The organism is Microbacterium paludicola (genome assembly GCF_039529675.1).
Lineage (GTDB): Bacteria > Actinomycetota > Actinomycetes > Actinomycetales > Microbacteriaceae > Microbacterium > Microbacterium paludicola.
This window is the reverse complement of sequence record NZ_BAAANG010000018.1, coordinates 117134-141719: the sequence shown is the minus strand read 5'-3', so window position 1 is coordinate 141719 and position 24586 is coordinate 117134. Positions and strand designations below refer to the sequence as shown.

Sequence of the window (24586 nt, the reverse complement as noted above, 5' to 3'; positions counted from 1 at the left end):
CTCCGCCTCGCCCGCTCCCTCCCCCGCGGCGCTGCGGCGTGCGCCGTTCCCCGGCCGGAGGAACGGATGAAGCACCGCGCGGGACGCATCGTCACCATCGAGTCGCTCACCGAGCTCGATCGGCGGCTCGCGCAGGGCGCGCATCGGCTGCGCGGCTGGCGGCTCGTCGGGCTCGATCTGCGCGAGCGCGGCGAGGTGCTCGCCGAGCGCGACACCTCCCGCACGACGTTCGCCGGCTGCACGTTCGCCCCGGGCGATGCCGAGCTGCACGAGGCCCGAGGCGCGCTGGTGTTGCCTGCGGTCGACACGGCGCCGGTCGATCCGAACCGCGATGCGCTCTACACCGCGGACGAGCTCTACGACGACACGACCTACCGCCGCACGCTCGACGGCCGCGCCTACGCGTGGTCGCAGGGCTCGGAAGAGGACGGGCTGCTCGCCCGCGCTCTTCACGACGACGGCATCGACCGGGCGCTGACCGCGTGGACGGCCCCGCGGCGGCTCGTCGGCGTGATGGGCGGGCACGCGCTGCGGCGCGGCGAGGCCACCTACGCCGACGCGGCCCGCATGGGGAAGCTCCTGGGGGTGAGCTTCACCATCGCCACGGGAGGCGGCCCCGGCGCCATGGAGGCCGCGAACCTCGGTGCGCGCCTCGCCCACGCGGGAGACGACGCGCTCGCCGGCGCCCTGGAGGTGCTCGCGACCGCGCCGTCGTATCACCCGTCGATCGAGCAGTGGATCGCGGCGGCGCGCACCGTCCTCACCGAGACGGCGGATGCGCCCCCGACCGACACCCTCGGCGTGCCGACCTGGCACTACGGGCACGAGCCGCCCAATCTGTTCGCCACCGCGATCGCGAAGTACTTCCGCAACGCGCTGCGGGAGGCCATCCTGCTGCAGGTCTCCGAGAGCGGCATCGTGTTCCTTCCCGGCGCGGGCGGCACAGTGCAGGAGATCTTCCAGGACGCGTGCGAGAACTACTACGCGACAGAGGATGCGATCGCGCCGATGGTGCTCGTCGGCCGTGCGCACTGGACCGAGACGCTTCCCGCGTGGCCGCTGCTGCAGGCCCTCGCGAAGGGCCGCCCGATGGAGCGGCACATCCACCTCGTCGAGACCGTCGACGAGGCGGCGGCGATCGTCCTCCAGGGCGTCGCGTGACCCTGCCCGCTGTCGCGCCGAGCTGGCGCATGTGGCTGATGTGGGGCCTCGGCGTGCTCGGCTACGTCCTGTCGATCACGAACCGGACCTCGCTCTCGGCCGTCGGTGTCGACGCCTCCCACCGGTTCGACGCCGACGCCTCGACCCTCGCGATGTTCGCGGTGCTGCAGCTCGCGGTGTACGGCTTCATGCAGATCCCGGTCGGTCTGTGGCTGGATCGCTGGGGCGCTCGACCCATCATGGCGATCGGCATGGTGCTCATGGCGGCGGGCCAGGTGGTCATCGCGCTCTCCCCCACCGTGGGAGTCGCGATCGCCGCGCGCATGCTGCTCGGCGCCGGCGACGCGGCGATCTTCCCCGGCGTGCTGCGCCTCATCGCCACCTGGTTCCCGGCCCAGCGCGGCTCGCTCATGATGCAGCTGACGGGCATCTTCGGACAGCTCGGGCAGGTCGTCGCGCTCGTTCCACTGCCCCTGCTGCTGCACGCCACCTCGTGGGAGATCGCGTTCGGCGCCCTCGCGGGCGGCGCCATCCTGTTCTCGGTGCTGATCGCCGTCCTCGTGCGCAACCACCCGCCGGAGCTCCCCGCCGACGTCTCCGTCGACACGGACACCGGCACCATCACCGTCGTGCGGAGCGCGGTGGACACGCGGCAGGGGATCCGGGCGGCCTGGGAGCAGCCGGGAACCCGCCTCGCCTTCTGGACGCACTTCACCACCCCGTTCGCGGGATCCGCGTTCGTGATGCTGTGGGGCATGCCGTTCCTCACCGCCGGCGAGGGCCTCTCCACCGGACAGGCGGCGGCGGTCACGTCGGTCTACGTCGTCGCCGGCATCGTGCTCGGCCCGCTGGTGGGCATGCTGTCGGCACGGCACCCGCACTACCGGTCCCGCCTCCTGGTGATGCCGGCGATCGGGGCGCAGATGCTGCTCTGGGCCATCGTGCTGCTCTGGCCCTCCCCCGCGCCGACGTGGCTGCTTGTCGCGCTCCTGATCGCACTGGCCACGGGCGGCCCCGCGTCGATGGTCGCGTTCGACTTCGCCCGTGCGCACAATCCGGCCCACCGCCTCAGCACCGCCACCGGGGTGACGAACGTCGGCGGATTCCTCGCGGGGCTCCTGGCCATCCTGTTCATCGGCATCGCGCTCGACGTGCAGGGCGCGTCGCGGCCCGACCTCTACACCGACGAGGCGTTCCGCTGGGCGTTCGCGACCCAGCTGCCGCTGTGGCTGCTCGGCATCGCGATGATCCTGCGCGAGCGGCGACGGCTGCGGACGCCGCCGCGCTGAGCCCGCGGCCCCGGGTCTGACACGATCATGCCGTGAGCCACGACGTGATCCTCCACCACCGGCCGCGCCGCATGATCGGCCGCGACCCTCAGCAGTCCCACCGCGGGGCCACGCCGCTCGAGCTGCTGTACGACCTGACGTTCGTCGTGGCGTTCAGCCAGGCGGGCGCGCAGGCCGCGCACCTGCTCGAGCTCGGGCACTTCGCCGCGGCGATCGGCGGGTTCTCGATCGCGGTGTTCGCGGTCACCTGGGCGTGGATCAACTACTCCTGGCTCGCCTCGGCCTTCGACAACGACGACGTGTTCTTCCGCATCGCGACGTTCGTGCAGATGGTCGGCGTGATCATCCTGGCCCTCGGGCTGCCGCCGCTGTTCCATTCCATCGACGAGGGGCATCATCTCGACAACGTGCTCGCGGCGTCGGGCTACGTGATCATGCGGGTCGCGGCGATCGCGCTCTGGCTGCGGGCGGCGCGGCATGATCCTGCCCACCGGCGCACCGCCCTCACCTACGCGGCACTCGTCGGCCTGGTGCAGGTCGGCTGGGTGGTGCTGATCTTCGTCGATCCGCCGCTCGCCGTCGCCATGGCGCTGTTCGCGGCGCTCGCGATCGCCGAGATGCTCGTGCCCGTGGTGGCCGAGCGGCGCGGCGGCAGCACACCGTGGCACCCGCACCACATCGCCGAGCGCTACGGACTGCTGACGATCATCACGCTCGGCGAGGTGATCCGCGGCACCGTGCTGTCGGTCTCCGCCGTGGTCGAGGCGGAGGGCTGGTCGATCGGCGCCGGCGTCGTCGCCTTCGGCGGCACCGCCCTCGCGTTCGGCATGTGGTGGATCTACTACATGATGCCGTCGGGCGAGGTGCTGGCCGTGCGCCGCGAACGGTCGTTCCCCTGGGGGTACGGGCACATCGTGCTGTTCGCGGGCGTCGCCGGCACCGGCGCGGGTCTGCACGTCGCGGCCACCGCGATGCGGCACGACGCGCACATCGACGCGGTCGCGGCGCTGCTGACCATGGTCATCCCGGTGGGCTTCTTCATCCTGGCGCTGTTCACGCTCTACGCCGTGCTGCTGCGCCAGCTCGATCCGTTCCACCTGCTGCTGTTCGCCGGATCGGTCCTGGTGCTGATCGCGGCGGTCATCGCGGTCGCCGCGGGCGCGTCCCTCAGCGTCGGGATCGTCGCGCTCGCGCCGGTGGTCGTGATCGTCGGCTACGAGACGATCGGCCACCGCCACCAGGGCGCGGCGCTCGCCGAACTGCGGGGATAGCGCCGCGGAACATCGCGTGCAAGCGGGCGCGGATGTCGGATGCCGGTGCGAGCATCGAGACATGGCTCCCGACTTCCGATCCCCCGCCGGCACGGTTCGGCACGGCATCGTGCCGCCCTTCCTGCTCGCCCGCATCGCGCGACTTGATCAGGACGACTACGACCACGCCCCCGAGGCCGCGCGGCGCACGCTCGGCATCGACGGCCCGTTCCGGGAGCAGCGTGGGTCGGACGGCAGCATGCCCGGCCTCGTGCGTCCCTCGCTGCGCCCCGAGCTGCAGCATCCCGTCGCCGGGTCGACCGAACCCGGATCGCCGGATCGGCTGATCTTCGACGCGAAGGGCACCGAGAATCTGCCGGGCGAGGAGGTGCGCCGCGAGGGCGGGCCGGAGACCGACGACACCGCCGTGACGGAGGCGTACGACGGGCTCGGCGACACCTATGCGCTCTTCTGGGACGCGTTCCGGCGCGACTCGATCGACGGGTCCGGCATGCGCCTCGACGCGACAGTTCACTTCGGCCAGCGCTACGACAACGCGTTCTGGGACGGTGCCCGGATGGTGTTCGGCGACGGGGACGGCGAGATCTTCCGCGGCTTCACGGGGTCGATCAGCGTCATCGGCCACGAGCTGGCCCACGGCGTGACCGAGCGCACGGCCGGCCTCGTCTACCAGGGGCAGTCGGGCGCGCTGAACGAGCACGTGTCCGACGTCTTCGGCGCGCTCGTCGAGCAGCGGGTGCTCGGCCAGACGGCACAGGATGCGACATGGCTGGTCGGCGCGGGCATCTTCACCGAGCAGGTGAAGGGCGCCGCCATCCGGTCGATGCGCGCACCCGGCACCGCGTACGACGATCCGATGCTCGGCAAGGACCCGCAGCCGGCGCACATGCGCGACTACGTCGAGACGAGCGACGACAACGGCGGCGTGCACATCAATTCGGGCATCCCGAATCGCGCGTTCGTCGCGCTGGCCGAGGCGCTCGGCGGGAACGCGTGGGAGCGCGCCGGCCGCATCTGGTACGAGACGCTCGCGGGCGACCGGCTCACCCCGACAGCCACGTTCGCCCAGTTCGCGGCCGCCACCGCGGTCGTCGCGGACGAGTTCTACGGCGACGACTCCGACGAGGCGCGCGCGGTGGCCGACGCCTGGGAGTCGGTGGGTGTCGAGCCCGGCCGGGTGCGGGACAGGATGCGCCGGGACTAGCCTTGCGGCCATGAACGTCGTCGTGGTGCGGTCCGGCGGGTTCGCCGGGATCCGCGTCACCTGGGAGGTGCGGGTCGACGACCAGCCGGACCGCGCGGAGTGGTTCGAGCTGGTCGACTCGCTGCCGTGGGACGACGCACCATCGGCGCCGCCGGGCGAGCCCGACCGGTACATCTACCGGATCACGTGCGAGCCGCACGAGGCGGTGCTGCCCGAGCGGCAGCTCGACGGGCCGTGGCGGACCCTCGTCGACCGGGTGCGCGAGCGGGCGCGGCGGTCGCCTCAGCCCGAGCCCGGCGCCTCGCCCAGCCCGCCCACGGGGCCCGGACGCGGCCCGACGGCCACGCCAGACGTCTAGAGCGTGTCTCTTAATCGGTCCCGGTTTCGGCTGCGAGTCTTGGACGCGTGTCGCGGTTCAAGTTGTTGTCGAATGACCAGTGGGCGTTGATCGGTCCGTTTCTGCCGGTGCGGACAGGGCGCGCGGGGCGGCCGTTCTCGGACGCACGAACGATGGTCGAAGGCATCGTCTACCGGTACCGGACTGGAATCGCGTGGCGTGACCTGCCGGACGTGTTCGGGCCGTGGCAGACAGTGTGGAAGTGGCATCGTCGGATGGCTGGCGACGGGTCCTGGGACAGGGTGCTTTCCGCGCTGACCGCGCAAGCCGACCAGGCGGGCGCGGTGGACTGGTCGCTGTCGGTGGACTCCACGATCGTCAGGGCGCATCAGCACGCGACGAACATCACCCGCACCACAGGGGGAACCGTCGAACTACACGAAGATCGGGCTCGAGCCGCCTGATCACGGGTTCGGCCGATCCCGCGGCGGCCTCTCCACAAAAGTGCATCAGCTCGTAGACGGCCGCGGGCTACCTCTAATGACTGTGGTCACGCCCGGACAGGCCGGCGACTCCCCGATGCTCCTGCCACTGTTGGCCGAACTACGTGTTGCACGGCCCGTAGGCAGGCCACGCACCCGCCCAGACCGAATCCGCGGCGACAAGGCGTACTCGTCCCGAGCGATCCGGGCGCACCTTCGGGGCCGCGGGATCAAGGCCGTCATTCCGGAACCGCGCGACCAGCAGGGCCACCGACAGCGGCGAGGTTCCCGCGGCGGTAGACCCGTCGCCTACGACGCTGCCGACTACAAGAATCGGAATGTGATCGAGCGCGGCTTTTGCCGGTTGAAGCAATGGCGAGGGCTCGCCACGCGGTACGACAAGCTCGCAATCGTCTACCGCGCCGCGGTCGTCCTCAACGCCGTCATCGCGTGGAGTCGCCACTTGACCGGCATCATCCGCTGATGCGCACCGTGTCTTCGTTGGCCAAAACGCCGAGCTCAGTCGTGATGCGTTCGCGCAGTTCCGCGTGTTCGGCGCCGAGCGCGGTCTGCGGGTCTCGCCACCGCTCGGGCTCGTAGAGCCACACCGGACGGGTCACCAACGACGGCGGCTCCCACTCGTACCGTGGCCAGATGTGGGCATGGACGAACGCGTCCGCGTTGCCCAGCACGTCAAGGTTCACCCGTCGAAACTCTGGATCGATCGCACGGCATGCGCGCTCGACAGCCGTGGCAAGCAGATCGGCATCAGCGAGGAACTGCACACGATCGGCTCGCGGCATCTCAGCGAGGGCCGTCACTGATGGATCCTTCCCGAGGAGCACGCAGTACCCCGGCAGGAACTGCGCATCCCCGATGACCGCGAAGCCGCCAGCAAGCTCGGCCAGTACGGTCGGATTCTCGCCACGATGTGCCGCTCCGATGCGGTCTTCACGCCAATCCACGGATCCAACCTACTCAACGCCCACGCGCTCGCGAGTCATAAGGAGACACGCTCTAGCCCTGAGCCGGTGTCCCCGAGCTGCCGGACCACAGCGACAACTCGGGGACAGAACCCGCGCCGTGTCCCCGAACTGCCGGATCAAAGCGGCAACTCGGGGACAGAACCCGCGCCGTGTCCCCGAACTGCCGGATCAAAGCGGCAACTCGGGGACAAACCCGCGCCTCAGCCCCGCTCGACGAGCACGGCGACGGTGCGGGCCGGGATCGTGATGGTGCCGGTCGCCGCATCCCACGTCGTCTCCTTCACGACCGGGTCGACCCCCTTCGCCTGCGCCGGCGTCAGCGCGAACGACCGGCCCTCAAGCCCCGCGACCTTCTGCGTGACCGGCTCGGGCGAGGCGTTGAAGAACACCAGCGCGCCATCCAGCTTGCGGTCGGCGTCGCGGCCCTTGCGGTCATCCACCACCATCGCGATGGTCCCGGCGGCGTCGGTCTTGGGGAACGAGACCTTCTGCTCGATCCGGTCCGCCGATCCGAGGGTCAGCAGGTCGACCTCGGAGCGCACCTCGAGCAGGTCGAGCGCCGCGGCCTCGGCCGTTTTGATGTCGCTCGCCGAGGGCTTGAGGGCGGGGTTCTCGAGCAGCGGCGCCATGAGGCCCCACTTCTCGCCGTTGTCGGCTTCAGGAGGCAGGCCCGAGCCGAAGGTCGACTCCTCACCGTCCCAGTCGATCCGGTTGAACCAGTCGCCGGAGTCGTAGCTGTTGCGGTCTAGCGACTTCGAACGCAGCAGCTCGGTGCCCGCGTGCCAGAACGACACCGACTGCGACAGCGTCACGGTCGCGAGCGACAGCGTGTTCATGCGCACCCGGTCGGCCATCGACGTGTCGACCGGCAGCTTCAGCACCGACAGGTCGTACAGCGTCTCGTTGTCGTGGGCGTCGACGTAGTTCACGATCTCGGACGGCTCGTCGGCGTAGCCGGCCTTGGCTCCGCGGTAGTCGAGCTCGTCGCCGCGGTGGACCTCGCCGTCCGACCCGAGCAGCTCGTAGTGCGCGAGGTTTCCCGCGAGCCCGAGCTTGACGAGATCCGTCTCGTGCCCGAGGTCGGCGAGCGCCTGCTCGGTGGTGCCGTTGATCGGGTCCCCATTCGGGTCGGTTCCGAGCCCGGTGCCGAAGCCCTGGCGGTACGTGCTCGACGAGTCGACCGGGCTGCCGCCGTGCACGGCGTCGCGCAGCCGGTCGTTGAACGAGCCGATGCCCGTGCCGCCGAGGTTCCCCTGCTTCGCCTGCTCGAACAGGGCGTCACCGGCCACCTCGCCGAAGTCCCATCCCTCCCCGTAGAGGTAGACCGACTTCCCGTCCACGCCGTCGCGCTTCTCGGTGAGCTCGTCGAGCGCGTCGCGCACCGCCTTCATGTTCGCTGTCGAGTGGTGCCCCATCAGGTCGAAGCGGAAGCCGTCGACCTTGTAGTCGCGCGCCCAGGTGACGACCGAGTCGACCATAAGCTTCTGCGCGGCGGCGTGCTCGGTCGCCACGTTCTCGCAGCACGTCGACTTCTCGACGTCGCCCGCCGCGTTGAGGCGGTGGTAGTAGCCGGGAACGAGCCGGTCGAGCACCGACTTCTCACCCTGACCCGACTGCGCGGTGTGGTTGAACACCTGGTCGAGCACGACCTCCAGCCCCATGTCGTGGAGGGCCCCGACCATCGAGCGGAACTCGGCCACGCGCGCCCCGCCCTCGGGGTCGACGGCGTACGAGCCCTCCGGCACCGTGTAGTGGTACGGGTCGTAGCCCCAGTTGAAGCCGTCCTGGCCGGCGACCGCGCCGACGCAGGCCTGCTGCTCCTCCGATGCCGGCGGAAGTGCCGCGAGGTCGCAGTCGGGGGTCGCCTGCGCCGAGCGGTCCTCCTCGATCGTCGCGATGTCGAACGACGGCAGCAGGTGGACGGTCGTGATGCCGGCGTCCGAGAGCTGTCGCAGCTGGCGGGTGCCGTCGCTGTCCCGCGTGAACGCGGAGTACGTGCCCCGCAGGTCGGCGGGAACCGACTCGTCCGAGATCGAGAAGTCGCGGATGTGCAGCTCGTAGATCGCGCGATCCACGTCCTGCTCGACGTCCGGCGCCTCAGCCTTCCGCCACTGCTTCGGCTGCAGCGCCTTGTCGGCGAGGTCGATCGCGACCGACCGCGTCGAGTTGGTCGTGAGAGCGACCGAGTACGGGTCCGTCACGACGTTCGTCTCGATCTGACCCGTGCTCGGCGCGAAGACGCGCACCTCCCAGGCGTATTCGTCGCCCGTCAGGTCGCGGCCGCCGCGCACCTCCCAGACGCCCGACTGCTCGTCGAGGCGCGCCTCGTGACGGACGGGATCGCCCTCGGCGCCCGCGTCCCACGTGAGCAGCGTCACGGTCTGCGCCGTCGGGGCCCACACGCGGAACGTCGGCGCCTTCTTCTCGAACGTCACCCCGAGCTCGATGTCCTCCAGCGCCTCGGCGTAGAGGTCGTCGAGCACGCCCGGGATCTGGACGCCCGTGAAGGCGGTGACGGTGCCGTCGGACGCGCGCTGCGACACGGCGAGCTGCCCGCGCAGCAACGCCGCGGCATCCTGTCCCTCGATGCGAAGGGCCAAGTGCTCGGCCAGCGCCGGGAACCGCTCCCGCTGCTTCTCGGTGAGGCCTCCCTCGATCGGGGTCAGCGCGATCTCGTCGCCGCCGGTGACGGCGCCGCCCTCGAGCGCGAGCCCGGCGTCCTCCGACGTGTGAAGCGCGTACTGCGCGCCCTCGGGCTGACCGAGGTCTGCAGGCCAGGCGATGGTCTCGGTGTCGATCCAGTGGGCGCGCTCCTCGCCGGTACCGGCGAGGGGCGGGGCCGCCGCCGTGATCTCGAGCCGGTGGTCGGCGATCGTGTAGCGGAAGCTCACCGGCACGCCGTCGGCGACCGTGAACGGGATGTCCGCACCGTCGCGCGCGCCATCGGCGCCGTAGTTCTCGGTCCAGCTGCGGCCGTGCGCGACCTTCGCCGCGTAGCTGCCGTCGGGGACGGCGTCGGTCGTCAGCTCGTACACGCCGTCGCGGTCGCCGTCCGAGAGGAGCGAGGCGAGACAGTCGGGCGCCCAGTCACCGGGGCAGCCGAGCTCGTCCTGGAAGCTGCCGGGCACGGTGACGATGGGACCCTCGGCCGTCGACTGGACGACGTTCGAGCGCGGGTCGAACAGGAAGGTGATGGATCCGCCGGCGTGCGTGAACGAGAAGTTCGCGCCGTCGCGTGCGCCGCCCTGGCCGTAGTTGATCGCCCAGCTGCCGTCGATCGCGACCTTGTACTCGTAGTCGCCCGCGGGCAGCTCGAAGGTTCCCTCGTAGATCCCGTCGGGGCGGAGCGTGAGCTCGGCCGCCGCGCAGGCCGGATCCCAGTCGCCGGCGCAGCCCAGCTCGGAGTTGTGACTGCCGGGCACGGTGACCATGCTGATCGGCGTCTCGGGCTCCTCCGACTCGGCGAGCGTCACGGCGTTGCCGACCGACGCGAACGTGGAGGCGGCGGATCGCTGACCGGCGGCGTCGGTGACGACCGCCCGGTATTCGACGACGGTGCCGCGAGCGAGGCCCGCCACGTCGTGGTAGACCCGCGGGTCGGTGTCCTCGGCCGTGCCCAGGTGCGTCCACTCGGTCTCGCCGGCGACGCGCCAGGCGAAGGTCGTCTCGATCCAGCGGTCGCCCTCGACGTCGGCGGAGACGGCGGCCTGGCCCTCGAGTCCCGCGCCGGCGGCCGGCACCGTGATCGCCACGGCCGGTGCGGCGGCATCCGCCGTCACGGCGCGGTCGGCGCGGTAGACGACGGCGCTCAGCGCGGGAACGGTGACCGTCGTCGCGGCATCGGCGTCGCTCGAGATCGCCGCGTCGGCACCGTACAGCGGCGCGAAGGTGGCGCCCACGGTCAGCGTCGGCACCGTCACCTCGCGCGCCTCCTCGGCGTTGTTGACGGCGACGAGGTACTCGACCTTCTCGTCCCGGTCGACGCGCGAGAAGGCGTACACGCCGGCGCCGTCGGTCACGTGCCGCTCGATCTGGGCCCCCGTTGCAAGGGCAGGATGCGCCTCGCGCAGCTGCGCCAGCGTCGCGATGTGGCCGTAGAGCGGCGCGTCCGTCGCGTAGCGGTCGACCGATCCTGCGGTCTCGCCCGTCACGAGGGGCTGATCCGCGTACTCGGCGACCTGCGTCGCGAACAGCGTCTGCCGCGCCGACTTGTCACCGCCGAGGCCGGCGAAGCCCTGCTCGTCGCCGTAGTAGACGACGGGCTGGCCGCGTGTGAGGTACATCAGCTCGTGCGCGAGCTCATCCCGTTCGAGGGCCTCGCCCGTGTTGAGCAGGAAGTGGCCGACGCGGCCCATGTCGTGGTTGCCGAGGAACGTGGGCAGCGCCGTGGCCGACTTGTCGGGTGTCGTGTAGCGGTCGTCTCCGGCGAACAGGGTCTGCAGGCTCTTCGCGCTGTTGCCCGCGGCGAAGCCGGTCGCGGCCGACTGGAAGGTGAAGTCGAGCACCGAGTTCATGTCGGTGCCGCGGACGTAGGGCGAGAGCTTCGCCGGGTCGGCGTCGTACACCTCGCCGAACATGAAGAAGTCGTCCTTGCCGAGGCCGTGGGCGTAGTCGAGCACCTCGGTCGACCACTGCTCCCAGAACTCGAAGTTCACGTGCTTGACCGTGTCGATCCGGAAGCCGTCGATCCCCAGGTCGATCCAGTCCTTGTACACCTCGACGAAGCCGTTCACGACGGTCGGGTGCTCGGTCATCAGGTCATCGAGCCCCGAGAAGTCGCCGTGCGTGACCGACTCCCCCGACCACGTCGAGTCACCGCGGTTGTGGTACAGCGTCGGGTCGTTGAGCCACGCCGGGGTCTTCGCCGCCGTGTCGGTCACGACCGGCGTGTAGGCGAAGGATGTCGCCGGGTCCAGCGCGGGGAACGTGTCGCCTCCCGCGAAGTCGGCGGGATCGAACGCGGCGCCCTGCGCATCGGTGTACGGCCGTGTCGCCTGATCGACATACGCGTACTGCTTCTCGGCGTAGTCGATCACGTCCGCGGTGTGGTTCGTGAGGATGTCGAAGTACACCTTGATGCCGCGGGCGTGGGCCTCATCGATCAGCGCCGCGAGCTCCTCGTTGGTGCCGAGGTGCGGGTCGATCCGGGTGAAGTCGGTGATCCAGTAGCCGTGATACCCGGCGCTCGCGTCGGCGCCGCTCCCCTGCACGGGGCGGTTCGCGAAGCTCGGCGTCAGCCACAGCGCCGTCGTGCCGAGGCCCTCGATGTAGTCGAGCTGCGAGCGCAGGCCGGCGATGTCGCCGCCCTGGTAGAAGCCCTTGTCGACCGGGTCGAAGCCGTGCGCCATCCGGTCACCCTCGATGCCGCCGGTGTCGTTCGACGCGTCGCCGTTCGCGAAGCGGTCGGTCATCACGAAGTAGAAGCGCTCGTCGGCGCCGGCCTGGCGCACCGGTGCCGTGACCAGCGCAGCGTCGGCGTCCGTGTAGCCGCCGGGCACGTCGACGAGTTCGAGCCCGACGCGCTTGAGGCCGTCGTCGAAGATGAACCGCACGGTGGTGGGTCCGGCAACGGTGAGCGGGATATTGTCGCCGCCGCCGTCCAGGCCGTACGACTCGTCCCACGCGTCGTTCAGCGCGACCTTGTACTCGTAGGTGCCGGCGGGAACCTCGAACTCGGCCGCGTACACCCCCTCGGCCCCGGTCGGCGCGAGCTCGGTCGCGGCGCAGGCGGGCTGCCAGTCCTCGGCGCAGCCGAGCTCCGACTGCAGGCTGCCGACGAGCGCGACAGTGCGGTCGGCGGCGACGGCCGGCTGGATGGCGACAGCGGCTCCGGAGAGCGCGAACAGCGGGATGGTCAGCAGGGCCAGCGCACGTCGCCGTGCGCGCGTCGTCTTCGACACGTCATCTCCATCGATGCTCGGGGATCCACCCGGGGTGGGGTCCCGGTGACCGTAGCAACTCGAGACGACAACCTGCAAGCGCTTGCAGTCGTTACATCCTTCATTCCGGGCGACACGCCGCGATCCGCGGCAGTTCGTCTCGCGATGTGGATCTCGGGCCGCAAGCGCTTGCAGCTGGACAGCGAGAGAGCCGGGCAGGCTCCCGCCTACCCGGCCCTCGACGCGCGTCCCGCTACCGCACGGGATCCGGATCCACGCCGTCGGTCGCGAGCAGGCCCTCCTCGACCGCCCCGCCGTAGCCCTCCTTCTGCGGGTCGCCGTGCAGCCCGCCCGACAGTGCGTACTCTTCCTCGGGCGAGAGCACCAGGTTGTGGCGACCCCAGACCGCGAAGCCGACCAGGATGACCGCGTACACGACCACGATCGCGATGATCGCCGGCTGGAACGTGGCGTTGAGCAGGAAGCCCACGAAGATCAGCGCCGCGATGACGGCCGCCACAACGGCTCCGGGGACACTCCACGGGCTGCGATACGGACGCGACGCGTTCGGGAACTTCCGTCGCAGGATGACGAAGGCGACCATCTGCATCAGGTAGGCGAGCACTGCGCCCCAGACGGCGATGTTCAGGACGATCGCGCCCGCGACCGCGCCGGCGCCCTCTTCATCGATCGCGGCGAGGACGTCGATCACGATGAGCGCGACGAATCCGATCACGGCGCCCGCGATCAGCGCCACCCACGGCGTCTGCGCCTTGCCCGTCAGCGAGAGGAAGCGCGGGTAGTAGCCGGCGCGGGAAAGGGAGTACATGTTGCGGCCGTAGGCGAACATGATGCCCTGCAACGAGGCGAGCAGACCGATCAGCGCCAGCAATGCGAACACGCCCACGAGTGCATCCGCTCCCTCGCCGACGATCGCCCGGAAGCCGTCGAGCAGCGGCTCCCCCGCCGTAGATGTGGCCTCGGACCCGATGACGCCCGTGTTGAGGAACAGAACGAGCAGGCCGGTGACGATCAGGGTCGCGCGGGCGATCAGGCCGGCCCTCGGGATGTCGCGCACGGGATCGTGCGCCTCTTCGGCGGCGAGCGGCAGCTCCTCGATCCCGAGGAAGAACCACATCGCGAACGGCAGCGCGAACAGGATCGGCAGCACGCCGTGCGGCAGGAACGCCGTCTGACCAGGATCGGCCTGGATGTCCCAGAGCGCGTCCCACGAGAAGTGGCCCGAGAACAGGGCCATGGCACTGAATCCCAGCAGGATCGCGATCGAGATGATCGACACGACGATCGCGAACCTGAACGACAGGGCGGCGCCCGCCGCGTTGATCCCGATGAACACGACGTAGAGGATGATCCACCAGACCCACAGCGGAAGCGAGAAGCCCATGAGGTTGCTCGTCACGCTGTCCGCATAGCCGGCAGAGAAGTACACGATCACCGCGGTCGTCGCGACGTACTCGATGGTCTCCGCGAGACCGGTCACCAGACCACCCCACGGCCCCATGGCCGCACGCGAGAACGAGTAGGCGCCGCCCGTGTGAGGCATGGCCGACGCCATCTCGCCGATCGAGAAGATCAGGCCGTAGTACATGACGACGAGGATCGCGAAGGCGATCAGCATGCCGCCGAAGCCCGCGAAGTCGATGCCGAAATTCCAGCCCGAGAAGTCACCCGAGATGACGGCCGCGACCGCGAGGCCCCACAGGCCCCAGACGCCGGCGCTGCGCTTCAGCCGGCGTTTCTCGTAGTAGTCGTCGCCGGTGGTCGTGTACGTGACACCGGAGACCTTCAGCGTGTCCTTGGCCATGGGTTCGGGTTCCTTTCGGCTGAGCGCGTGGGGTCGCGCGGACGCGGGTGGCGGGGGCACCGCGTGGCCAGCACTATAGGGCCGGGAAAGGTCTGCACGCTATGCCTTTCCAATGCGATCTGGTCAGGTTTTACCCGAGCGAAACACGGGTTCGCATCGGCAGGAACCCGGCCTCCGCGGGGCCACCGCCTGTGGTTCAATGGTCGCCATCTCCCACCAATAGACGAGGAGGCTCCGGATGACCCCACCCACCGGGTTCCTGACCCCCGAGCAGTTGCGCGACGCGATCGACGCCGACGCCATCGACACCGTGATTGTTGCCTTCACCGACATGCAGGGACGCCTCCTCGGCAAGCGCGTGAGCGCGCGCCTGTTCCTCGACGACGTCATGGAGCACGGCGCCGAGTGCTGCAACTACCTGCTCTCGGTCGACGTCGAGATGAACACCGTGTCGGGGTACGCCATCTCGAGCTGGGAGCGCGGCTACGGCGACATGGCGATGGTCCCCGACCTGTCGACGCTGCGCGCTGCCCCCTGGCTGCACAAGACGGCGCTCGTCACGGCCGACCTGCAGTGGCTCGACGGCTCGCCTGTCGAGGAGTCGCCCCGGCGCATCCTGCAGCGCCAGGTCGAGCGCCTCGCCGAGCGCGGTTTCGTGCCGTACGTGGGCACCGAGCTCGAGTTCATCGTGTTCGAGGACACGTATCGCGAGGCGTGGGGCAAGCGGTACCAGGGGCTGACACCCGCCACCGACTACAACGTCGACTACGCCCTGCTCGCGTCCACGCGCATGGAGCCGCTGCTGCACGACATCCGGCGATCGATGGACGCCGCCGGCATGTACTGCGAGGGCGTCAAGGGCGAGTGCAACTTCGGACAGCAGGAGATCGCGTTCCGCTACACGGATGCGCTCGCGACGTGCGACAACCACTCTATCTACAAGAACGGCGCGAAGGAGATCGCCGACGAGCACGGCAAGGCACTGACCTTCATGGCGAAGTTCGACGAGCGCGAGGGCAACAGCTGCCACATCCACTTCAGCCTGCGCTCGACCGACGGCGGGGCGGTGTTCGCCGACGGGGAGGATCCGCTCGGCATGTCGGGCCTGATGCGCTCGTTCCTCGCGGGGCAGCTCGCCGCGATGCGGGAGCTGACGCTGTTCTCAGCGCCGAACATCAACTCGTACAAGCGCTATGCGCCGGGCTCCTTCGCGCCGACCGCGATCGCCTGGGGCCTCGACAACCGCACCTGCGCCCTGCGCATCGTCGGCCACGGCCAGGGGCTGCGCTTCGAGAACCGCGTGCCCGGCGGCGACGTGAACCAGTACCTCGCGGTCGCGGCGATCATCGCCGCCGGCCTGCACGGGGTGGACCAGGGCCTCGCCCTCGACGAGCCGTTCGCGGGGAACGCGTACGAGGCGGATGTGCCGCAGGTCCCGTCCACCCTCCACGAGTCTGCCGCGCTGTTCGCCGACTCGGCGGTGGCACGCGAGGCCTTCGGCGACAACGTGGTGGAGCACTACCTCAACAACGCACGCGTCGAACTGCGGGCGTTCGAGTCGGCCGTGACGGACTGGGAGCGGGTGCGTGGCTTCGAGCGTCTCTGATCCGGATCCGGCCGCGGCCCCGCCGCTGATCGGCGTCACGACCTACCTGCAGCGCGCCCAGACCGGGGTCTGGGACCTCGAGGCGTCGTTCCTGCCGCGCGTGTACATGGACGGCGTGATCGCGGCCGGCGGCGTGCCGGTGCTGCTGCCGCCTCAGCCCACGCTGCCCGGCGTGGTCGACGCCGTGCTGGAGCGCCTGGACGGGCTCATCGTCGCGGGCGGCGCGGACGTCGACCCCGCGCGCTACGGGGCTGAGGCCCATCCGCGCACCGACGCACCGCAGACGCTGCGCGACGAGTGGGAGTTCGCGCTGCTGGGGCGCGCGCTCGAGCTCGACCTGCCGTTCCTCGGCATCTGCCGCGGGATGCAGGTGCTGAACGTGTTGCGCGGCGGCACCCTGCACCAGCATCTGCCGGACCTGGTCGGCGACGCGCGGTATCAGCTCGGCCGCGGCGTGTTCGCCCGCGTCGCGGTGGAGGTGGACGAGGGTTCGCGCCTCGCGACACTCGTGGGCGAGCGGATCCAGGCGCCCGTGTACCACCACCAGGCGATCGACCGGCCCGGCGAGGGCCTGGTCGCCACGGCGCGCTCGGCCGACGGCATCGTCGAGGCGGTCGAGCTCGAGGGGGCGACCCACGGCCTCGCGGTGCAGTGGCATCCCGAGGAGGACCCCGATGACCGCCGCCTCTTCCAGAGCGTCGTCGACGCCGCCCGCGCCCACCGCGACCGCCGGAAGGACTGAGATGCAGGAGATCCTGAACCCCGCCGACGAGACCGTCGTCGCCACTGTCGCGCACACGACGGTCGAGCAGACCGACGCGGCGATCGAGCGCGCAGCCGAGGCCCAGCGCGGCTGGGCAGCCCTCGCCCCCGCCGACCGCGCCCGCCTGCTGCGCCGCTTCGCCGACGCGGTCGACGGCGCAGTCGAGGAGCTGGCCCAGCTGGAGGTGCGCAACTCGGGCCATCCGATCGCCCAGGCACGCTGGGAGGCCGGGCACGTGCGCGACGTGCTCGAGTACTACTCCGCCTCACCCGAGCGGCTCTTCGGCCACCAGATCCCCGTCGCCGGCGGGCTGGACGTGACCTTCCACGAGCCGCTCGGCGTGGTGGGGGTCATCACCCCGTGGAACTTCCCCATGACGATCGCGTCGTGGGGCTTCGCGCCCGCGCTCGCGGCGGGCAACGCCGTCGTCCTGAAGCCTGCGGAGTGGACGCCCCTCACGTCGATCCGGATCGGCGAGCTCGCCCTCGAGGCCGGGCTGCCCGAGGGCCTGCTGCAGATCCTGCCCGGCAAGGGATCCGTCGTCGGCGAGCGGTTCGTGACGCATCCGCTCGTCCGCAAGGTCGCCTTCACCGGCTCGACCGCGACGGGCAAGCGGATCATGGCCGGCGCGGCGGACGGCGTGAAGCGCGTCACCCTCGAGCTCGGCGGCAAGAGCGCGAACATCGTGTTCGCCGATGCCGACATCGAGAAGGCCGCGGCCACCGCGCCCTACGGCGTCTTCGAGAACGCGGGCCAGGACTGCTGCGCACGCAGCCGCATCCTTGTGCAGCGCAGCGTCTACGAGCGCTTCATGGAACTGCTCGAGCCCGCCGTTCAGGGTGTCGCCGTGGGCGATCCGTCGCTCGAGGCGACCGAGATGGGGCCGCTCGTCTCGCGCCCGCACCTCGAGAAGGTCGCCTCGTACGTGCCGGATGACGCGGACGTCGCGTTCCGGGGCGCAGCGCCGGACGGGCCCGGCTTCTGGTTCGCGCCGACCGTGCTGACGCCCGCACGCGACTCCCGCGCCGCGACCGAGGAGATCTTCGGCCCCGTCGTGTCGGTCTTCCCCTTCGATGACGAGGACGACGCCATCCGGTTCGCCAACAGCAGCGAGTACGGCCTCAGCGGCTCGATCTGGACCCGTGACGTCGGCCGCGCGATCCGCGTCTCCCGTGCCGTGGAAGCGGGGAATCTCTCGGTCAACTCGCACTCATCCGTCCGCTACTCGACCCCCTTCGGCGGCTTCAAGCAGTCGGGCCTCGGGCGCGAGCTCGGCCCGGACGCCCCGCTTGCCTTCACCGAGACCAAGAACGTCTTCCTCGCCGTCGACTGAACCGCCCGCCCCGCCCCGCACAGAAAGCAGTCCCATGAGCGTGACCCCCATCGATCTCACCCAGCGCCTGCGCGACCGCGTCGCCGTCATCACCGGCGGGGCGTCGGGCATCGGCCTCGCCACCGCCCACCGCCTCGCCGCCGAGGGCGCCAAGGTCGTGATCGGCGACGTGGATCCCACCGCCGGAGAGACGGCCGCGCAGGCGGTCGACGGCCTTTTCGTGAAGGTCGACGTGACCGACAAGGACGCCGTCGACAACCTGTTCGACACCGCCGCGGCGGAACTCGGAGCGGTCGACATCGCCTTCAACAACGCGGGCATCTCCCCCGCCGACGACGACTCGATCGAGATCACCGAGCTGCCGGCGTGGGAGCGCGTGCAGGATGTGAACCTCAAGTCGGTGTACCTGTGCTCGCGCGCGGCGCTGCGTCACATGGTGTCGCAGCAGCGCGGATCCATCATCAACACCGCCTCGTTCGTGGCGGTGCTGGGATCGGCCACGTCGCAGATCTCCTACACGGCCTCGAAGGGCGGTGTGCTCGCGATGTCGCGCGAGCTTGGCGTGCAGTTCGCGCGTCAGGGCATCCGGGTGAACGCCCTCTGTCCAGGGCCGGTGAACACGCCCCTGCTGCAGGAGCTGTTCGCGAAGGATCCCGAGCGCGCGCAGCGCCGGCTCATCCACATCCCCGTAGGGCGCTTCGCCGAGCCAGGCGAGCTCGCCGCGGCCGTGGCGTTCCTCGCGTCGGACGACGCGAGCTTCATCACGGGCTCGACCTTCCTCGTCGACGGCGGCATCTCGTCGGCCTACGTGACGCCGCTCTGATCCGGATGCCCGACACCGCCGACGACGCGGAGCTGCTGAGCTCCGAGCTGCTGTTGCGGCCGCTGCGCACCGCGAACGCGTTCGAGGAGACGGTGCAGCGGCTGCTGCAGACGATCCGGCTCGGGCTTGCGACGCCGGGTACACGACTGCCGCCGGAGCGGGAGCTCGCGACACTGCTCGACGTCAGCCGCGACACGCTGCGTGACGCCCTGGCAGCCCTGGCAGACGCCGGATACGTGGTCGTGCGGCGCGGCCGCACGGGAGGCACGTTCATCGCCGAGCATCCGCCGCGCACCCCGCTCGGCGCCGAGGGGCGGCCCGTCGAGGACGACGGCCCGACGGCCGACGCGGTGGACGAAGTGCTGGCCGTGCGTGCGGTGCTGGAGGTCGGCGTGGCCCGGCGGCTCGCACTGCGCGACCTCAGCGCGTTCGATCGCGACCGACTGTGGCAGGCCTTCGAGGCCTGCCGCGACGCCGACCAGGCGGGCTACCGCATGGCCGACTCGCGGCTGCACCTGCTGCTCGCCGAGCTGCTCGGTGCGCCGCAGGTCGTCACCCTCATGGCCGACTCGCGCATGCGCGTGAACGAGCTGCTCGACCGGATCCCGATCCTCGGCCCGAACATCGCGCACTCGAACGAGCAGCACGAGGCGATCGTGTCGGCGATCCTGCGCGGCAAGCCCGACGAGGCCGCACGCGCGATGGCCGAGCACATCGACGGCTCCGAGGCACTGCTCCGCGGCTTCTTCGGCTGAGCGGACCGAGGAGATCCGGCCGACAGAGGAGGATCCGCGCGGGAATCTCCTCGGGAGACCGGATCTCCTCGATTCGGCTGGTCCGGATCCGGCGTGCGCGCGGGATCCGGACCTCCGGCATCACTCCGCGCGCTCCGGCTCCGCGAGCACGCGGAGCAGCACCGGACGCGTCGCGCGCAGCGCCGCCCACACCAGCACGATGCCGACCGCGAAGCACGCGGCGATCACGCCGAGCGACAGGGGCGCGACGATCATCGCGATCCCGACGAGGGGGAACACGAGCACGCCGCCCGCGAGCACCGACACGACGACCGTGAACAGCAGCGGCGCCATCGTGGCGTGGGTGCGCGCGGACTCCATGACCTCGATCGGCATGCCGATCCGGTCGAGCGCGACGTGAAGCGCCCGGCGGTCGAGGATCGCCGCGGCCTGGTTGACGCCGACCGAGCACGCCACCATCGCGAAGGAGACGACGAGCGTCAGCAGCACGCCGGTCTGGACGTCCCGCATCAGCACCACGGCATCCTGCGCGTCGGCGACCATCGCCGTGCCGGCGCCCGCGATGACGGCGACGAACGACGTCATCGCCACGCCGCCGACCTGCCGCCACGCGGCCTTCGGCGACTCGAGCACCGTGCGGGCGGCGACGAGCCGCGCCGCCGTCGTCGCGCGCCGGGCCTGGATCTTCGCGAAGACGCCGATCGCCCAGGGCCCGAGCAGGTTCAGCACCGCCATTCCCGCGCCGAACACGGCGGCGATCACGAAGGCGAAGGCCGCCCCCGGTGCCAGCGCCGGCACATTCAGCGCGACGAAGCCCGCCGCGATCACGACGACGGCGATGGGGACGCGCAGCCAGTGGAGCTTGGGCGCGTCGGTGCGTGCCCGCACGCCGAGCGGCGACAGCACCACCTGACGCAGGCCGATCGCCGCGCTGATCGCGGCGAGCAGCGCCACGCCGAGGACGACCGCGGCGATGGCGGGGATTCCCGTCCACAGTGACGCGCCGCCGATGGGGGCGCCGCCGAACGAGACGAGGCCGACGAGCGGCATCAGCAGCGCGTACAGCACCACCCCCGCGAGCGCGCCGGCGACCGCGACGGCGGTCGACTCGAGCACGGTGATGGCGCCGACGGTCGGGGTCGACGCGCCGAGCAGGCGCAGCGTCGCCAGGCGGTCGTCGCGGCGACGCGCCGACAGCCGCGCGGCCGCTCCACCGAGCGAGAGCAGCGGGATGACGAGCACCGCGAGCGCGATGACGCTGAGCAGCTGGTAGACGGGAGCGTCGGGCTGCGCCATGACGTCCCAGCGCCAGAACATCAGCACGCCGCCGAGCACAACGAGCATCAGCGCGGTGGTGACGGCGAAGGCGACGGCCGGCAGCGCGAGGGCCGCGGCGCTCTGCGCGCTGGGCCGGCCGAGCATCCAGGTGAGGCGCGCCACCGGCGCGCGCCCGGATGCGGGGGCGAGCGGGGCGGGGGCGACGACGCTCATCGTGCGACCTCGGTGCCGGAAGCCTGCGCCGCGACGGTCTCGCCGGTGATCAGGCCGTCCTGCATCCGGATCACCCGCGTGCAGCGCGCGGCGACCTGCGGGTCGTGGGTCACGACGACGAGCGCGTTGCCGCGGCTCAGGGTCGACTCGAGCAGCGCGGTCATCACCTCGGCGGAGGTCGCGGAGTCGAGCGCGCCGGTGGGCTCGTCGGCGAAGAGGATGCGCGCACCGGTCGCCTGGGCGCGGGCGATCGCGACGCGCTGCGCCTGGCCGCCCGACAGCTGCCCGATACGGCGCTGCTCCATGCCGGCGAGCCCCAGCGCGGCGAGCCACTGCGCCGCGTGGGCCTCGGCCGGACCGCGCGCGTGTCCCGTGAGCAGCAGCGGCAGCGCGACGTTCTCGACCGCCGTGAGCTCGGGGATCAGCAGCCCCTGCTGGAACACGAAGCCGAACTCCTCGCGGCGCAGGCGAGAGCGCTCGCGCTCCCCCAGCCCGTCGATCCGGATGGGCCCGGTGCGCCCGTTGAGCGCCACGGTTCCCGCGTCGGGAGGGAGGATGCCCGCAAGCACGTGCAGGAGCGTCGTCTTCCCCGAGCCCGAGGCGCCCATGATCGCGACCGCCTCGCCCGCGCGCACGTCGAGGCTCACGCCGCCGAGGGCACGCGTCGTCCCGTACGTCTTGACGAGGTCGGAGCCGGTCAGGATCGATGGTGTGGATGTGACGGGTGTCGAGGTCAGAGGTGTCGAGGTCATGACTCAAGCCTCGTCACCGCCCGGTTCTGGCGCGTCCGCCGGGGTATGGACCCGGGTCATCCTGCGGATGTAGATCCGCCCCGGCCGCCTACTTCCCCGCGCGCACCCGGAGGTCGCGCGCCAGGTGGTCGCGCTGCTCGAGCACAAGCCGGCGGAGCGACGCCGGGGCGTCGGCGTTCGCCGCGAGCCACCCGTCGACCAGGTCGAGCGTGTCCGACGACGGGAACAGCCCGGTCACCAGGCGGCGCGCGATCTCGATGCTGCGCTCCGCCCACGCCTCGCGGATGCGGCTGAAGTACTCCTCGTCGAAGCGGGCGATCAGGGGGCGGCTGTCGCCTGTGCGGAAGCCGGCGATCGTCGCGTCGAGGTGGTCGTTCGTGAGCGAGCGATCGTGCCAGGCCGACTCCCAGGCGGCCGCACGCACGTCCGCCTCCGGGCGGGCGGCGAGCACCCTGATCCAGGCGGTCCGTCCCGTCGCCGTGTCGTCGCGGGCGAGCTCGGCCGCGGCCTCGGCCTCGCCCGCGTGGCCGGTGGCGGCGAGTGCGGTGAGCCACGACCAGCGCAGGTCGGCGTCCAACGGCAGCCCCTCGGGACCGGGGCGCGCGCCGTCGAGGATCTCCCGCAGCTCCGTGGCGCGGGTGTCGTCGAAGGCGGCGGCGCCCGACAGGGCCCGCGCCCAGGCCAGCTGCGCACCGCTTCCCGCGGGAGCGGTGTCCGCCTGCTCCCATGCGGTGTCGAGCCAGGCCCGACGCTCCTCGGCGCGCGCGTCCCGCGGCACGTAGTGGCTGATCGCGAACGCCGCGTTGCCGGTGGCGGCGGTCAGGAGGCCGACGTGGGCCTCTGCCGGGGCGTGGCGGCGCACGATCGAGAGGTACCGACGCGCCGGCAGCTCGCCATCGCGCGTGGCGTCCCAGAGGGAGGCCCAGATCAGGCCGCGCGCGAGCGGGTCGTCGAGCGTCGACAGCGCCTCCTCCACCGCCGCCAGCGAGCACTCGTCGAGCCGCGCCTTCGCGTAGGTGAGGTCGCGGTCGTTGATCAGGATCAGGTCGGCGTCCGGCAGCGAGACCGGCGCCGTCGCCTCGAGCAGATCCACCTCCACCAGATCGGTGCGCTGCAGCCGGCCGTCCGCGAGGGCGTAGCAGCCGATCGCGAGACGGTGCGGGCGCGGATCCGTCTGCGACAGGACGCCGCCCGTCCGGTCGTACGCGATCGTCGACATCCCGGTGGTCTCGAGCCAGGCCCGGGACCAGGACCGCAGGTCGCGCCCGGATGCCGCCTCGAGCTGCAGGAGCAGGTCGTCGAGGGTCGTGTTGCCGTAGGCGTGCTCACGGAAGTAGCGGCGGGCTCCCTCGAAGAACGCGTCCTCACCGACGTACGCGACGAGCTGCTTGAGCACCGACGCGCCCTTCGCGTAGGTGATCCCGTCGAAGTTGAGCTTCGCGGCCTCGAGGTCGGGGATGTCGGCGACGATCGGGTGCGTCGTCGAGAGCTGATCCTGCTGGTACGCCCACACCTTGCGGCGCGCGGCGAAGAACACCCACGCGTCGGTGAACCGGGTGGCGGCTGCCGAGGCGTGGGAGCCCATGTAATCGGCGAAAGACTCCTTGAGCCAGAGGTCGTCCCACCAGCGCATCGTCACCAGGTCGCCGAACCACATGTGCGCCATCTCGTGAAGGATGGTGTTCGCCCGTGCCTCGCGCTGCGCATCGGTCGCCGCACCGCGGAAGACGTACGCCTCGGTGAAGGTCACGAGGCCGGGGTTCTCCATGGCGCCGAGGTTGTACTCGGGCACGAAGATCTGGTCGTACGTCGACCACGGGTATGGGAAGCCGAACGCGTCGTCGAAGAAGTCGAGGCCCTGCTTGGTGAGGCCGAGGATCTCGTCGGCGTCGAAGTGCTGCGCCAGCGAGGAACGGCAGTAGGCACCGAGCGGCACCCGCTGATCGCCCTTCATCCACTCGTCCGTGACGCGGTGGTACGGCCCGGCGGCGACGGCGGTGATGTAGCTCGAGATGGGCAGCGTCGGCGCGAACTCGACGCGCTGCGCCTCCCCCGCCGGCGCCGTGCGGACGGGGGCCTGGTTCGACAGGACGTGCCATCCGGCCGGGGCGGTGATCGCGAACGTGTACCGCGCCTTCATGTCCGGCTGCTCGAAGCACGGCATCACCCGGCGGGCGTCGGCAGGCTCGTACTGCGTGTACAGGTAGGTCTCGCCGTCGACCGGATCGACGAACCGGTGCATCCCCTCGCCCGACCGGCTGTACGCGGCGACCGCCTCGACGCCGACCTCGTTCGCTCCCGGCGCGAGCCCGGCGATCCGGATGCGGGCACCATCCCAGTCGAAGTCGCGCTCCGTGCCGTTCACGACAACGCGCAGCACCGCCTCGCCGATGAAGTCGATCCAGGTCGCCTCCGCGGTCGCATCGAACGACAGGGTGGCGATCGTCGGGAAGCCGCTGCGCGACGGATCCGGCGCCCCCGACAGGTCGAGTTCGACGCGGGCGGCGCGGAGCGAGATCGCGGCGGCGCGGGCGGCCGTCTCCTCGCGGGTCAGGTTGGCGGCGGCGTTGGCGGAGGTCATCCGTCAATCATGTCAAGCCCGTGCAGCCGATCCGTCACGCGACCTACG

The 24586-nt window shown here is 71.0% G+C and carries 17 protein-coding genes; 11 read left to right on the top strand and 6 right to left on the bottom strand.

The window, feature by feature from the left end:
* The first annotated feature begins 66 nt into the window (after positions 1-66).
* The 6 genes from ABD161_RS09005 to ABD161_RS08980 all read left to right on the top strand — a co-directional run bounded on the left by ABD161_RS09005 (position 67) and on the right by ABD161_RS08980 (position 6228).
* Positions 67-1161, top strand: coding sequence for an LOG family protein (locus ABD161_RS09005; RefSeq protein ID WP_344001697.1), 1095 nt, complete (start codon positions 67-69; stop codon positions 1159-1161).
* Between the two features lie 29 nt (positions 1162-1190).
* Complete coding sequence (locus ABD161_RS09000; protein ID WP_344001901.1) at positions 1191-2450, top strand: MFS transporter; 1260 nt, start codon at positions 1191-1193, stop codon at positions 2448-2450.
* A 32-nt stretch (positions 2451-2482) separates the two neighbouring features.
* Positions 2483-3721, top strand: coding sequence for a low temperature requirement protein A (locus ABD161_RS08995; protein WP_344001695.1), 1239 nt, complete (start codon positions 2483-2485; stop codon positions 3719-3721).
* 61 nt (positions 3722-3782) lie between these two features.
* A complete protein-coding gene (locus ABD161_RS08990; RefSeq protein ID WP_344001693.1) occupies positions 3783-4925 on the top strand; it encodes a M4 family metallopeptidase in 1143 nt (380 codons plus the stop codon).
* A 10-nt stretch (positions 4926-4935) separates the two neighbouring features.
* Positions 4936-5283 carry a protealysin inhibitor emfourin gene (locus ABD161_RS08985; protein WP_344001691.1) on the top strand — a complete coding sequence of 116 codons (348 nt, stop codon included), beginning with the start codon at positions 4936-4938 and terminating at the stop codon, positions 5281-5283.
* Positions 5284-5330: 47 nt separating this feature from the next.
* Positions 5331-6228 (top strand): IS5 family transposase gene (locus ABD161_RS08980; protein WP_344001689.1). Its coding sequence is split into 2 segments (ribosomal slippage): positions 5331-5687 and positions 5689-6228, totalling 897 coding nucleotides; the frame shifts between segments, so codons are not numbered across the junction.
* Here ABD161_RS08980 and ABD161_RS08975 read toward each other — a convergent pair.
* From ABD161_RS08975 to ABD161_RS08965, 3 genes are all read right to left on the bottom strand, one after another.
* Entirely contained in the window at positions 6218-6709 is a 492-nt protein-coding gene (locus ABD161_RS08975) for an HIT family protein (protein WP_344001687.1), read from the bottom strand. The two genes, ABD161_RS08980 and ABD161_RS08975, sit on opposite strands and share 11 nt — an antisense overlap.
* 221 nt (positions 6710-6930) lie before the next feature.
* Positions 6931-12630 carry a pullulanase-type alpha-1,6-glucosidase gene (pulA, locus tag ABD161_RS08970; RefSeq protein ID WP_344001685.1) on the bottom strand — a complete coding sequence of 1900 codons (5700 nt, stop codon included), beginning with the start codon at positions 12628-12630 and terminating at the stop codon, positions 6931-6933.
* 232 nt (positions 12631-12862) lie between these two features.
* A complete protein-coding gene (locus ABD161_RS08965) occupies positions 12863-14434 on the bottom strand; it encodes an amino acid permease (RefSeq protein ID WP_344001683.1) in 1572 nt (523 codons plus the stop codon).
* 238 nt (positions 14435-14672) lie between these two features.
* Between ABD161_RS08965 and ABD161_RS08960 the strand changes: the two genes are divergently transcribed.
* Genes ABD161_RS08960 through ABD161_RS08940 form a run of 5 tightly spaced genes read left to right on the top strand, consistent with a single transcriptional unit; the run spans position 14673 to position 19714 of the window.
* The gene (locus ABD161_RS08960) at positions 14673-16040 is read left to right on the top strand and encodes a glutamine synthetase family protein (protein WP_344001681.1); all 1368 of its coding nucleotides are present in this window, start codon (positions 14673-14675) and stop codon (positions 16038-16040) included.
* A complete protein-coding gene (locus ABD161_RS08955) occupies positions 16021-16782 on the top strand; it encodes a gamma-glutamyl-gamma-aminobutyrate hydrolase family protein (RefSeq protein ID WP_344001679.1) in 762 nt (253 codons plus the stop codon). Before ABD161_RS08960 ends, ABD161_RS08955 begins: the two co-directional genes overlap by 20 nt.
* Before the next feature lies 1 nt (position 16783).
* Complete coding sequence (locus ABD161_RS08950; protein WP_344001677.1) at positions 16784-18136, top strand: aldehyde dehydrogenase family protein; 1353 nt, start codon at positions 16784-16786, stop codon at positions 18134-18136.
* Positions 18137-18170: 34 nt separating this feature from the next.
* On the top strand, positions 18171-18959 hold the full coding sequence (locus tag ABD161_RS08945; RefSeq protein ID WP_344001675.1) for a 3-oxoacyl-ACP reductase: 789 nt from the start codon (positions 18171-18173) through the stop codon (positions 18957-18959).
* A 5-nt stretch (positions 18960-18964) separates the two neighbouring features.
* Positions 18965-19714 carry a FadR/GntR family transcriptional regulator gene (locus ABD161_RS08940; RefSeq protein ID WP_344001673.1) on the top strand — a complete coding sequence of 250 codons (750 nt, stop codon included), beginning with the start codon at positions 18965-18967 and terminating at the stop codon, positions 19712-19714.
* Positions 19715-19834: 120 nt separating this feature from the next.
* Here ABD161_RS08940 and ABD161_RS08935 read toward each other — a convergent pair whose 3' ends face one another.
* The 3 genes from ABD161_RS08935 to pepN form a co-directional block, all read right to left on the bottom strand.
* Positions 19835-21205: a permease gene (locus tag ABD161_RS08935; protein ID WP_344001671.1), complete on the bottom strand. Its 1371-nt coding sequence runs from the start codon at positions 21203-21205 to the stop codon at positions 19835-19837.
* Positions 21202-21957: an ABC transporter ATP-binding protein gene (locus ABD161_RS08930; protein ID WP_344001669.1), complete on the bottom strand. Its 756-nt coding sequence runs from the start codon at positions 21955-21957 to the stop codon at positions 21202-21204. Before ABD161_RS08930 ends, ABD161_RS08935 begins: the two co-directional genes overlap by 4 nt.
* A gap of 88 nt (positions 21958-22045) precedes the next feature.
* A complete protein-coding gene (gene pepN, locus ABD161_RS08925) occupies positions 22046-24538 on the bottom strand; it encodes an aminopeptidase N (protein WP_344001667.1) in 2493 nt (830 codons plus the stop codon).
* Positions 24539-24586: the final 48 nt, after the last annotated feature.

Coding starts and splice junctions, on each gene's coding strand:
- ABD161_RS09005 (WP_344001697.1), top strand. CDS start 67: ATGAAGCACCGCGCGGGACGCATCGTCACCATCGAGTCGCTCACCGAG.
- ABD161_RS09000 (WP_344001901.1), top strand. CDS start 1,191: ATGTGGCTGATGTGGGGCCTCGGCGTGCTCGGCTACGTCCTGTCGATC.
- ABD161_RS08990 (WP_344001693.1), top strand. CDS start 3,783: ATGGCTCCCGACTTCCGATCCCCCGCCGGCACGGTTCGGCACGGCATC.
- ABD161_RS08985 (WP_344001691.1), top strand. CDS start 4,936: ATGAACGTCGTCGTGGTGCGGTCCGGCGGGTTCGCCGGGATCCGCGTC.
- ABD161_RS08965 (WP_344001683.1), bottom strand. CDS start 14,434: ATGGCCAAGGACACGCTGAAGGTCTCCGGTGTCACGTACACGACCACC.
- ABD161_RS08960 (WP_344001681.1), top strand. CDS start 14,673: ATGACCCCACCCACCGGGTTCCTGACCCCCGAGCAGTTGCGCGACGCG.
- ABD161_RS08950 (WP_344001677.1), top strand. CDS start 16,784: ATGCAGGAGATCCTGAACCCCGCCGACGAGACCGTCGTCGCCACTGTC.
- ABD161_RS08945 (WP_344001675.1), top strand. CDS start 18,171: ATGAGCGTGACCCCCATCGATCTCACCCAGCGCCTGCGCGACCGCGTC.
- ABD161_RS08940 (WP_344001673.1), top strand. CDS start 18,965: ATGCCCGACACCGCCGACGACGCGGAGCTGCTGAGCTCCGAGCTGCTG.
- ABD161_RS08935 (WP_344001671.1), bottom strand. CDS start 21,205: ATGAGCGTCGTCGCCCCCGCCCCGCTCGCCCCCGCATCCGGGCGCGCG.
- ABD161_RS08930 (WP_344001669.1), bottom strand. CDS start 21,957: ATGACCTCGACACCTCTGACCTCGACACCCGTCACATCCACACCATCG.
- pepN (WP_344001667.1), bottom strand. CDS start 24,538: ATGACCTCCGCCAACGCCGCCGCCAACCTGACCCGCGAGGAGACGGCC.